Source organism: Longimonas sp., from assembly GCF_046498435.1.
Taxonomy (GTDB): Bacteria; Bacteroidota; Rhodothermia; order Rhodothermales; family Salinibacteraceae; genus Longimonas.
Genome location: NZ_JAWOAR010000321.1, coordinates 1 through 11,349 on the forward strand (window position 1 = coordinate 1; position 11,349 = coordinate 11,349).

The 11,349-nt window shown below is 60.6% G+C and carries 8 protein-coding genes and 2 pseudogenes; 4 read left to right on the top strand and 6 right to left on the bottom strand.

The window, feature by feature from the left end; translation table 11 throughout:
• A pseudogene (locus tag R6U20_RS12330) lies at positions 1-450 on the top strand (hypothetical protein); the annotation flags it as partial.
• A gap of 3 nt (positions 451-453) precedes the next feature.
• Positions 454-2,304, top strand: a complete 1,851-nt coding sequence (locus R6U20_RS12335; RefSeq protein WP_410338153.1) for a hypothetical protein — start codon at positions 454-456, stop codon at positions 2,302-2,304.
• A gap of 11 nt (positions 2,305-2,315) precedes the next feature.
• Here R6U20_RS12335 and R6U20_RS12340 read toward each other — a convergent pair whose 3' ends face one another.
• The 4 genes from R6U20_RS12340 to R6U20_RS12355 all read right to left on the bottom strand — a co-directional run bounded on the left by R6U20_RS12340 (position 2,316) and on the right by R6U20_RS12355 (position 7,450).
• Complete coding sequence (locus R6U20_RS12340) at positions 2,316-2,714, bottom strand: co-chaperone GroES (RefSeq protein WP_410338154.1); 399 nt, start codon at positions 2,712-2,714, stop codon at positions 2,316-2,318.
• A gap of 562 nt (positions 2,715-3,276) precedes the next feature.
• The gene (locus R6U20_RS12345) at positions 3,277-4,488 is read right to left on the bottom strand and encodes an FAD-dependent oxidoreductase (protein WP_410338155.1); all 1,212 of its coding nucleotides are present in this window, start codon (positions 4,486-4,488) and stop codon (positions 3,277-3,279) included.
• Between the two features lie 56 nt (positions 4,489-4,544).
• Positions 4,545-5,084 (bottom strand): PAS domain-containing protein, encoded by a 540-nt coding sequence (locus R6U20_RS12350; protein ID WP_410338156.1) that lies wholly within the window; start codon positions 5,082-5,084, stop codon positions 4,545-4,547.
• Positions 5,085-5,143: 59 nt separating this feature from the next.
• Positions 5,144-7,450 carry a hypothetical protein gene (locus R6U20_RS12355; RefSeq protein WP_410338157.1) on the bottom strand — a complete coding sequence of 769 codons (2,307 nt, stop codon included), beginning with the start codon at positions 7,448-7,450 and terminating at the stop codon, positions 5,144-5,146.
• Positions 7,451-7,874: 424 nt separating this feature from the next.
• Here R6U20_RS12355 and R6U20_RS12360 point away from each other — a divergent pair, with 424 nt between their 5' ends.
• A complete protein-coding gene (locus R6U20_RS12360) occupies positions 7,875-8,318 on the top strand; it encodes a hypothetical protein (protein ID WP_410338158.1) in 444 nt (147 codons plus the stop codon).
• 272 nt (positions 8,319-8,590) lie between these two features.
• Here R6U20_RS12360 and R6U20_RS12365 read toward each other — a convergent pair whose 3' ends face one another.
• Positions 8,591-9,319 carry an RluA family pseudouridine synthase gene (locus tag R6U20_RS12365; RefSeq protein ID WP_410338159.1) on the bottom strand — a complete coding sequence of 243 codons (729 nt, stop codon included), beginning with the start codon at positions 9,317-9,319 and terminating at the stop codon, positions 8,591-8,593.
• Positions 9,320-9,544: 225 nt separating this feature from the next.
• Here R6U20_RS12365 and R6U20_RS12370 point away from each other — a divergent pair, with 225 nt between their 5' ends.
• Complete coding sequence (locus tag R6U20_RS12370) at positions 9,545-10,024, top strand: hypothetical protein (protein ID WP_410338160.1); 480 nt, start codon at positions 9,545-9,547, stop codon at positions 10,022-10,024.
• A gap of 789 nt (positions 10,025-10,813) precedes the next feature.
• Here R6U20_RS12370 and rfbC read toward each other — a convergent pair.
• Positions 10,814-11,338 (bottom strand): annotated as a pseudogene (rfbC, locus tag R6U20_RS12375) (dTDP-4-dehydrorhamnose 3,5-epimerase).
• Positions 11,339-11,349: the final 11 nt, after the last annotated feature.

Here is an 11,349-nt window from a genome sequence, read left to right on the forward strand (position 1 = left end):
CCCAAGGTGCAGGCGCAGCCCTGGTACGTGGCCGCTAAGACCGAACAAGGCGCCCACGCCACGTATCTCCACCTCCAATGTACCGCAAATGGCGACTGGCAGGCGGCCCGTGTGGGCGACTGCGTGCTCTTCCACATCCGAAACCGCACGCTCCAGGCTGCGTGGCCGAATATGCAGGCCGATGCCTTCGACCACCGGCCCGACCTCGTATCCACCCAGCCCAGCCACACGCCCACGGTGCACACCACACGCGGCACCTGGCAGCCGGGCGATGTGTTTCTGCTTGCAACCGATGCCGCAGCCGCCTGGCTCATAGACGCAGGCGTTGAAGCGGCGCTCACGTGGACGCCCAGTGCGTTCCGCGAAGCCGTGCACACCGCCCGCACGCAGAACCGCCTCCGCAACGACGACACCACCGTGCTCCGCCTCACGATCTCCGCCCAACCGTAGCCTATGGCCAGCTACCCCACACCCAGCGCCTACCAGGAAGCCGTGCAGTTTCCCGAGTCCGCATTTCTGGATGCCACCTTGCAGCAGGCCACCCCGCGCACCAACGTGCTGGGACTGCCGCAGCCCATCAGCGGGGCGTTCGCGGTGGTCTTTCCCATGACCGATGCCCACAACCAGCGCTGGGCCGCCAAGTGTTTCCTGACGGATGTGCCCGACCAGCAGGCGCGCTACGAGGCCATTGCCGCGCACCTGTCCGAGCACGACCTGCCCGCGCTCGTCACCTTCGACTACCAGCAGCCGGGCATTCGCATAGAAGGCGAGGCATACCCGCTGCTCAAAATGGAGTGGGTCGAGGGCACCGCGCTAAACACGTGGATTCGCACGCACCGCGACGATCCCGATGCGCTCCAGGCCCTGGCCACTGCCTGGGCCGACTTGCTTGCGGATCTGGAGGCGCGCCAGATTGCGCATGGCGACTTGCAGCACGGCAACATCCTCGTGGTCGAAACCGACAGCGGTCCGGCGCTTCGTCTGGTTGACTACGACACCATGTACGTGCCTGCACTTGACGGACGCCCAAGTCCCGAGGTGGGGCATCGCAACTACCAGCACCCCGACCGCACCGAACGCGATTTCGGCCCCGCGCTCGACCGCTTTGCCGGACTCGTCATCTACACCGCCATCCAGGCCACCCGCGTGCGCCCCGCCCTCTGGGACCGCTTCGACACCGGCGAAAACCTGCTCTTTCGCGACAGCGACTTCTACGAGCCCGAGCAGTCCCCGCTTGTTCAGGTTTTGGGGGATACGGAGGCCATCGCCCCATTGGTATCCCATCTCGAAACCGCCTGCTACCAATCGCCCGAGCAGGTGCCCACGCTTGCACAGGTCCGCGACGGCACCGCCGAGGTCCCCGCTCGTTCGCGTGAGGAGTTAGCCTCCACCCGACGCGCAGCACGCACCACCGCACGCACAGCCCCGCGCACCCCTTGGGCTACGTTCGCCCTTCCGTTTCTGATAGCAGGTCTCGTGCTGGCAGCAATTCTCGGGTGGACGGTAAACGTGCTGGTGGGGGTTGGACTGGGCACTGTCGTTGCTGTCGGATGGGCCGCCGGGGTAGCGTACCAGTACCGCGCCCATCCGATTGTACGCCGCCAGCGCCGCCTGCAGCACGAAGCCGACCGCCACACCGCTCTCATTGAGACGATGGAGCGGGAACTGGAAACCCTTGCTGAGCAAAAGACCGAGGTGAAGTCATCCGTAGAGGAGCGCCGCGCCGAACGGCTGGAGGAAGTGCAAGACGAAGCCCTCTACAACAAGCTGAAGCACCACTTCATTGGCGAAGTCGGCGCAGTCGACGGCGTGAAGCACCGCGATGTGGTGCGCCTGAAAGCGAACAACATCCGCACCGCATACGAAGCCACGCCCGAAGCACTGTCCAAGGTGCGGCGCATCCGCGACACCACGAAGGCGCGCATCAACATGTGGCGTAGCAGTCTGGTGCAGACATACGCCGACGCGCTGCCGGACGAACTCTCGCCTGCCGAGGAACGTCGCTTACAGCGCTACATTACGCGCCGGGTAGAGCGCATCGAGACCGAGGCCGCCCGCGTGCGCGAGAAGATCCGCGTGTACGAGGCCGAGCGCCGCCGCACGAACGCGCGCCAGGAAGAGCAGCCGTCGCTTTCGGTTCGGCGCTACCTGGCACATCTCGCGTACCTCACCGACCTTCCGAAGGGCGATCCGGGCCCGCCGCGTCCATCGAACACATCTACGAACGGGCAAGCCTCGGCAGACACGCCCGACCGCCCCGCGCCAGTTAGCGAGGGCCCGTGGTGGACACAGGGCACGACGTGATCGGTGAGCGGCTATTCGTCATCGAGGAGTTCGTCGACGGTGGTTTCGGAGCGGCCCTCTTCGGGCGTATCGCGGACGAGCGCGAGGATGGCGGCGTGGGGCACAATGAGATAATCGGTGCCCTCGAAGCGGATTTCGGTGGCTTTTTCGCGCATAAAAAACGCATAATCGCCGACCTCAGCCTGTAGCGGCAGGTAGCGGATGGGGCGTTCGTTCTGCTTCCAGGTCTCGCTCTCCGAATACTCGGGATTTGGGGTGAGGTAGCCCGGTCCAGTTTTCATGATGCGCCCGCCCTTTACCTCTTCCTGGGCAGACACCGTGGCGGGTAAGAGCAGTCCCGAGTCGGTTTTCTGTTCACCCTGGCGCGGTTGAATGAGGACTCGGTCGCCTACAACGAGAAGCGTGCTCATGAAGGTAAGTGGTCGTAGGAAAAATACATGCGTATCCCGTACGACCCGATCAGGCAGCGGTTCAGCCAGGCGCAAAGAGGCAACGATTGGGTAGGGCTCCAGCCTATGCGGGAGCGCTCCTGACAAGAGTTCTCTGGGGGCGAACAGTCCCCATCCGTCCGTAAAGGCTGATCAGCACAGGCTACAAAGACATCCCCATCATTTACAGCATGTAAAAAATGGTATAAACAATAAGGCTTACAAGTCCGGCGGCCAGGGCCAGCCAGCGAATGGCGCGGTCAATGGCGTTTTCCATGGGGATTAGGGGCGTGTGCAGGTGGGGAAAATCGACACAATCACTCTTGAATCAACGCATTTACATGCACAAGCGGGCCGTTGGAGGCATCTTCGTGCTGTTGATGCGCTATCTGTGGGGAGCAAGAGTGTATTGATGGATGATACACATATTCACCTAAAGATTTTAACAAAAGGCATGCCGATTTGCAAATGATTTAACAGTCAGCAATCATGAAACTCATGAGAGCCGGTGGGGCACTGTTCACGTTGGGAAAGGCAGAGAAAGTTATCCGTCCGTCTCTTGCGTAAAACACGTGTCAAGAAGGTGGGTGGCTGTGTCATGCAGGGCGGGAAGCGGAGCGCATGGTGAGGGCGAGTGTCGGGGCGTAATGCGCTGTGCAATTTCGTGCACAACCTGTAGCGCGCAGCTCCACGACAGCGTAACGCCTGCCCCGCCATGGCCGTAATTATGCACCGTAGGACGCTCAGGCGAGGCATCCCAGCCCAAACGCACCCCTTCGCCCTCGGGCGCACGCACGTACCGGAGTCCGCTAACAACACGCATGGGGGCGCTCCGAAAGTCAGTGCCCGTGAGTTGCTCAATGAGGTGGGCATTGGTAGACCACATGGCCTTGGGAAGTGCTACGCCATGCACATGTCGGGTCGGGCCACGCAGCGGGGTCATATACCCACCGTGGCGATGCGCAGGGTGCTTCGTTCCGCCCACAATCCAGGTGGCAGCGCGCGGGTAGAAGTACAACCCGCCGGGTACATCTTCAATGTGCGAGGGGTAGCACGCCGGTGAAGGCGCGTAGTTGTACGACTGCACCGCTGCCGAATCTGCCCAGGCAGCCCATGAAACGGGCGGATCGATGTGCAGCAGATGCCCATGCAGAAATGTGGCGGGGGCCTCGTCTGTAAAGACACGAGGAGCGCCCGCCCCTAAACAGTTGACCCACACATTGCCCGGTAACGCTGAGCGGTTGTCGGGTGTGATGTGCATTCGCTGGATTGTGCCCCCCGCGGTTTGGTACAAGGTGTACAACTGGCGTACGTAGCGCGGAGCATCCACAAACGTCATGTTGAATGTCCACCCGAAGAGAGCGTTGGCCTGAGACCGACGCGGCAGGCCAGGAGCACCGCGTCCGTCAGTCGGAAGAAGCGTGAGGTGGCGCAGCGCGTCGAGGTACGCCGGCAGGTCGGGAGGCGATTCAAAAAGTTCGGCGTGGCGCTGAATGCGTACGCCCCAGTGCGGGAGGTCGGTGAACACGTCGAAGCAAGCCTGGCTCCAGCGCGTGTGGCGGGTCGGGTTTGCAATGCGTACCGCATGCGGAATAACCGACGCCGCCGGGTAGTGGCTGGCCAGACGCGGCCAGTCGGCGCCGTAATGCATGTCGGCGCGGGCGGCGGTGACGAGGGTTGTCGAGTAGCCATACGCGCGAAGCAGCAGCGCGGTGGTGATGCCCGAAATGCCGCCTCCGAGCACTGCAACCTGCATCCACCTACCAAACTGTGAGTCAAAGAAGTCGAACGATAGCGGGCTCTGGAAAGCGGTTACCGCTTGCGCACCATAATCCAGTTGGCACCGGCATCGTCGCGATAGAGGTGCACATCCACCAGGGTAGGACGCATTTTATAGGTGAATGTGTACGTGAAGTACTCATCCATCTCGCCCTGCTTCAGGCCATCACGGAAACGCCCGTAAAACACGCGGTTGTTGCTGCATGGGGCAAGCTCATTGAAAAAGTTTTGCCCGAGGGCCTCTTCTGGGTCAACACCGCTCAGATTTGACTCGTAGGTGTTGTAAAACTGCACGGTGCCGTCATCATCGAGCTGGATGATACCGAAGTGGGCGTTGTTGAGCGCCTCTTCAGAGGCATTGCGCAGTTGCTCACCAACCATGGGATCCTCAAACGAGAGATCGGATTCAGCTTCGGCAGCGTCGTCGGACGCAGCGTCTTCCGTTTCCGGAGACTCGCTTACGTCTTCATCGGACGATGCGGGGGCTGTGGTGGAGTGAAGCTCTGACGATGACGAGCGGCTGGACTGCTCTTTCAGATACGAGAATAAGTCGGAGGTTGAAGAGTCACTCATGGCAGTGGAGTGGGCAGCAAGGACGGGGCCATCGAATGGGTGGAAGACGACATACGCGTTCAGGCGGTGCGAAGCAAGATCCAGGCAGTGCCCGAAGTCGAGTCGTAGTACAGGTGCACGAGCGCAACGAACGGCGGATGCGAAGGGGCGCTGAACAGATGCGGAAAGCGCGCATCGAGCCGCTCCTGTTCAATGCCTGTGTGGAAGCGTCCGTAGAACGCATCGGTGGCCGCGCTGGGGGCCAGGTCGAAGAAAAAGTGTGCTTCGTTGGCGTCTTCCTTTGAACGCAAGCGGTCAAAGAGAGGCAGCGCGTACGCCGCATCGTTTAGCGTGAGGAGGCGCCCTTCGTTGTCGAGCTGGATTGCAGCCAGATCGAGGTCGTTGCGGGCATCAGCATCCATAGTCGGCAAGGTAGCCCGGAACTCTGCATCAGCAAGCGCCGGAGCGGCGTGCCATTCGGTATCGGGGGAAGCTTCCTTGAGAGAGGCTTCCTTGGAAGGGCCGTCATTGGGGGACGCATGATCGGCAGCTTCGGTAGGAACATCCTCGGTAGGGGACTCCGGCGCTGGAGCTTCGGTTTCGGCAGGAGCAGAGGCGATGAGCGTGCGAATCTCATAGGGTTCCTCGATGCCCAACTCCTCTTTCAGCGTGACCCACTCGCGGACCATATCAGGGTCCACGTTGGCCTTCCCGAGAGAGGGCTCGGCCGCCTGGGTGCGGAGTGCTTCGATCTCGTCGCGGAGGTGTTGGATGCGTGTTGTGGCTTCTTCAGCGGAATCGAATCCTTCGTCGGAGAGGGTTTCCTTTTCGCTATAGAGCGCTTCAAGTTGCTGAACCATGCTGTCGATGAGCGCCTCAAATCGCTCAGCATCGTCCAGGTCTTCATTGTCCAGATCTTCGGCATCCGGATCTGCATCGGAGGCTTCTTTGGTCGCGGACTGAAGGGACGCATCGTAGTCTTCGTAGATCGTTTCGAGCTGTGCGTTCATGTCTTCAACCATCTGGATGATGGCATCCGGATCCGAAACGCCGAGCTCGGATTGGAGCTTTTCTTGCCGGGTATAGAGCGCCTCCAATTGCTGGAACGTGTCTTGTTGCGTATCTGGAATCGAGGCATCGGCAGCAGCGCGGGCCTCCACATTTTCGTAGAGTTCCATGAGCTGTTCGTTCATGTTGCGAATCATATGCACCGCTTCCTCGATGCTTTCGATACCCAGTTCCTCCAACTGCTCCTGATCCTCGTACAGCGAGGCAACCTGCGCATCGATCTCATTATTACGTTTGGCGATGCGACGTGCCTCCTCGACGGATTCAACGCCCAGCGTATCTTGCAGGCCGGGTGGTAGTGTGCCGTTGGGTTCGTTCACATCGTGCTGCACATACAAATCGTCGAGCTGCTCTTCCATACTGTGAATCATGGACACAGCATCTTGGGCTGTAAGCCCTTCTGCCCGCAGCACTTCGCGCTCCTCGGCCAGATCATTAAGGTCTTCGGTCAGGCTGCGCACCATAGCCTCCATCTCGCGAGCATCTGCGGCTGAGGAGATACCCAGAGTAGCGCTAATGGCATCGAGCGTTTCGGCAGCCTCGAACATCTCGTCGTCTGGAAGCGGTGCTTCGGCCAGCCGGTCGACTTGGCTGGCAAGGACATCCAGGTACGACGCGACGTCTTCGGCATGGTCTATGTTAAGCTCGCGGGGCACATCCATCCCCAGGTGGTCGAGCGCCCGGCGCACCGATGCGCTGAACGCGTCGAGGCGATCAACGAAGTCTTCCGCTTCCTTGATGTTAGAGATGCCCAGGACCATGCGAATGGCCGAGGCCGACTGAAGCACTTCCGTGTCGGGGCTGGTGTTGCGTGCGTTTTCTCGCAGCCGTTCGTTCTCGCGCTGCAGGGCGTTCGCCGCTTCAATGAGGCCCTCGGCATCGTCGTGCCCGGCCTCGCGGATGGCTTCACGGTCCTCATACAGCGTCCCAAGCCGCTCTTTCATCGTTTGGATGCGATGAGCGGCCTCGTCGTAGGTGGTTACGTTGAGCGCATCGAGAAGCGCATGCGGCGCGGTCACCTGTCCCTCTTCGTCTGTAAGAGCATTTAGGCGCGCTTCGAGGGTCGCATTGCGCTCGCGCAGGTCTGCAATTTGCTGATGCAGACGGGTAAGCACCTGCTCAAACTCACTCAGCGTAATGAGGTCGTCGGGCAAATCACTGCGCTCATCCAGCGCCTCCAGTTGACTGGTGAGCGTCTGAATGCGGGCAATTGCCTCATCGGGGCCGTCAGCCCCAAGCAACCGACAGATGGTGTTCCATGCCTCGACAAGATCTTCGTACGAAGGGTTAGAAGCGGAGGGAGCGGACGGCTCAGCCATAGCCATTCGGGGTCGTTAGTAGAGTAGACAGTCAGCGTGCAGAGCGCAGGAGCGCTGGTGCGGTCACGCTTGCCCGATGTGTGTATGTCCGTAACGAGAACACAGCGCAGCAAGGTTCCTCCACAAGGAGGATGCGAACGCAGCTACGTATATGCAATGCATTCGACACCATTTGCTCCAAAACCATTATGAAAGCATCATACGTAGGGTCCCCACAATCTAACTTAAAAAAACAAAATAGGGAATGACATTATCGCATCCCTAATTTGGCTGATCTAAAGCGTGGGCACTGTAATGAAGTCGGTATATACGGCATCAGCATGCAGCATTTGACCGTTCACTTCATAGACTTTGCAGCATATATCGGTCCAGGCGCTTGTCGCTTGGACACGTACCTGTTGGTTTATTCTTTTTTCTGATTGCTATGCCCGTGACTGCCCCACCATCCAGTAACTCTACCATGACCGTTGAGGAACAGAACAACGCTATCCACGACGCACTGGAAGACCCGCTCGATGAGCAGTGGAAAACGGTGCTTAGTGAATGGGACGGGGGCACCACAGCCCAGCGCCGGGCCATTCGAGCCTACGTGTCGGGCGTTCGCAACCGCATTGTGCAAACGCTTGATGACCTGGAGGAAGTAAACGAGATCCGACAGGCATTGGCAGTGCAGTATCTGGAGATGAAGTGCCATTGGACACTCCTGAACACGCAGATCCAAAGCCAGACGGCGCGCGACGGGGTCCCCGACGAAGCACTTATGTATCGTGCTACGTGCGTGAGTCTCATCATTCAGGCAATTGAGCCGCTGCTTTCCCAAGAACGCATTAACACGCTCACGCAGATGCTGGCCGAGCCCATCGAGTAACCGCACTTCACCTGCAGCACACCACGCCAAATTCTGGCTTGCAAAGAGGCTTGGGCCCATTGGTCCATATCGGCACGCGCCCAAATTCGTCTCCATCTCCACCACAGCATGGTGACAGGAGGGCGCTTCTTTTCATACACTTGAAGCGTTCCTGCTCCATTTGATGACGTGATAATGCCCAAAGGCCGCCTCATCGACCGGCTGTGGGCGGAGCAGACGGAGCACTTTGGCCTGGCAGCGTCCCCACCCAACGCCCGCCTGATGACGGCGTGCTACGTGCCCGCAAACTGTTGCACCACCCGGCGGGCCCGCTCCATGTGCGTTGGCGTCGCCCAGGTGGCCCATAGGTCGGGCACCGGCATCGTCACCGTGCGCAAGTGACCCGATGCCGGATCCTCAAACCGCAGTCCGTAATGATGCAACGCAATACCCGGGCGGCGCACCTTGACCGACGCCCCGTAGCGTCCATCGTGCACCACCGGATGCCCGCGCTGTGCACACTGCAGCCGAATCTGATGCGAGCGCCCGGTATCCAACTGAACATGTACAAGCGTACGCTCGTCATCGGTGAGGAGCGCCTGGTACTGAAGTTGTGCCGCCTTGGCCTCGGGGTGATCGGGCGACACGATCTGCGGTCCGGTGGCTGTCTTGGCAATGGCATCTTGCATCGTACCCACGCCCTGCATCGGGCCCTCAACGAGCGCCAGGTAGTGCTTATCGATCGTGCGGTTCTGCACCTGCTCGCTTAGCTCACGGGCCGCATCCGAGTGCTTCGCCACAATGAGCAGCCCCGAGGTGGGCCGATCCAGGCGGTGCACCAGCCCCACAAACGGGGCGCGTTCCGCGTCGGTGCGCCACTGATGCTTCAGCACATCGAACACGTTGGGCTTGCCGGTGGCGTCGGGCTGCGAGAGCAACCCGGCGGGTTTTTCGACGACCGCCCACCCATCGGTTTCAGCAGCAGCGCGCAAGGGCGGCGAAAACGAAGCAGTGTCAGACATGGGCAGCACGGGGCATCAGCAGAAAACAACCGTGCGGTTTGACGAGCCACATCCTCGTTTGTTTGCCCGTTGTTTGCGCACGTCCCACATGCACATTGCGCCAAACCCTGACAGCAGGGTGTGCCATTTCGCGATATGTTGCTCTGCTCGTTTCCGTTACTATTGCGGATGCTTATGTTTGCGCTCTCCCGTTCAATATCCCCGCGTTCCATGCTTCGGCTCTGGGTGCGTGCTCTATCTCTTGGTGTACTGACCCTGCTGCTTCTCACCGTAAGCAGCCGGTCCGCGCCTGCCCAGTCGCCCTTTGAGGCGTGCCTGGACGCCACCAGCGGCAACGCCACTGTCATTATTCCCGCCAACGCTCAGATCTCCATTGACGGACGTACGCTGTCTCCCGGCGACGAAATTGCAGCGGTTGATGCGAACGGACAGTGTGTGGGGCACCTTACGTGGTCGGGCACCGGCAGCGAGGCGCTTACGGTGTGGGAGGCCGGACTCTTCCGCGACAGCCGCGCGGGCCTCCACCCCGGCGATCCGATTGCGCTGTGCGTATGGAGGCAGGACGACAAGCGTCTGTTCACCCCCGAGAACAGCACCCTCAACATCCAGCTCGACACCTCGGCCCCGCACCTGCGCGATACGCTCCGCTACCAGCGCAACGGCATGTACGTGGTCGAGGCGATTGTCGTGGAGCCCGGATCGTAAGAACAGTTCGCTCCGGAAGGACGCCGTGTAAGGTTCTGAGATTAGCTACCGGATGCTACGACACGCTCTCGCAGGGCCGTCCCATAGCCGGAGATCGCTTGCATCTCCGGCGGCATCTGTGCCAGGCCCCCACTTTCATCTCTGTCGTGCATCATACCAACCATCTTTTGATGGGTCCACGGGCGGCATAGCCTACATCTCTCCATCGCCCTGTCATCCCGGACAAGGCGCCTCTGGCGCCGCTGATCCGGGATCCATTCGCCGGTTGAAGGCTGCCTTCACGTCTCGCACGCATCCATCCATTGGGAGATGGATCCCAGATCGTCTGCCGACGGTGATCGGCATCCGTCTGGGATGAGCGTGTAGGTGCATAAACACGCACTTCTGCACGGTCAACAGCACATGCATGTATAGCACAACGCGTTCTGAGATTAGCTACCGGATGCTACGACACGCTCTCGCAGGGCTGTCCCATAGCCGGGTAACCTGTGCCGCCCCCTGTCGGTACCGCTTGCGTCCCCGGCGAAGACACAACAGAATAGATGCGACGCTGCCAGGTCCTGTGGTTAATCTCACAGTATCACAGAGCCATGCGACGAGCGGGCTAAACAGATACGGCGGAGGCCACTCAGGGGCTCTGCCCCGCCGCACCTGCATCGGGAGCCGCTAATTCTAAAGTGATCGGTGTCGTCAAAGGAAAGGATAGATTACTTCGTGCGTCGCTTCGCTCGGCTCCGGATCTGCTCCCGACAGCCCTTGGGATTGGCCGGGATGACTGCCTGGGAGGCATCACTTGCGGTCGAACACAGGCAGCGCTGCTTCGGAAAGATCGGCAAGCCGCGGTGCGTTGCGGTCGGAGGCGGACAGAACGGGTGCTTCGACCGGCCAGTCGATGCCGAGCGCCGGGTCGTTCCACCGGATGGTATGTTCGCAGTCGGGGGCATACTCGGCAGTGCATTTGTAGGCCACGAGCGCATCGGAGGCCCCCACCACAGCAAATCCATGCGCAAATCCGGGCGGAATGTACACCTGGCGCCCGGCCTCCGCATCCAACTGAACCGCAATGTGCTCCCCAAAGGTGGGACTGCCCTGCCGAATGTCAACGGCAATGTCATGGATTCACCCGGCCCACACGTCGATGAGCTTGCCCTGCCCGTGCGGATGCTGATAGTGCAGTGCGCGCACCACGCCGGGTTGCGAGCGCGACACGTTGTCTTGCACGAACGGCCCGGCAATGCCCGCCTCTTGGTACCGCGAGGCGCGCCACACCTCCCGAAAAAAGCCGCGCTCATCGGGGTAGCGGGTCGTGTTGATGCAACGAACAG

What these genes read in the sequence shown, in the direction of transcription:
- R6U20_RS12365 (WP_410338159.1), bottom strand. Translation starts at nt 9,319, where the DNA reads ATGTCTGACACTGCTTCGTTTTCGCCGCCCTTGCGCGCTGCTGCTGAA.
- R6U20_RS12340 (WP_410338154.1), bottom strand. Translation starts at nt 2,714, where the DNA reads ATGAGCACGCTTCTCGTTGTAGGCGACCGAGTCCTCATTCAACCGCGC.
- R6U20_RS12360 (WP_410338158.1), top strand. Translation starts at nt 7,875, where the DNA reads ATGCCCGTGACTGCCCCACCATCCAGTAACTCTACCATGACCGTTGAG.
- R6U20_RS12355 (WP_410338157.1), bottom strand. Translation starts at nt 7,450, where the DNA reads ATGGCTGAGCCGTCCGCTCCCTCCGCTTCTAACCCTTCGTACGAAGAT.
- R6U20_RS12345 (WP_410338155.1), bottom strand. Translation starts at nt 4,488, where the DNA reads ATGCAGGTTGCAGTGCTCGGAGGCGGCATTTCGGGCATCACCACCGCG.
- R6U20_RS12335 (WP_410338153.1), top strand. Translation starts at nt 454, where the DNA reads ATGGCCAGCTACCCCACACCCAGCGCCTACCAGGAAGCCGTGCAGTTT.
- R6U20_RS12350 (WP_410338156.1), bottom strand. Translation starts at nt 5,084, where the DNA reads ATGAGTGACTCTTCAACCTCCGACTTATTCTCGTATCTGAAAGAGCAG.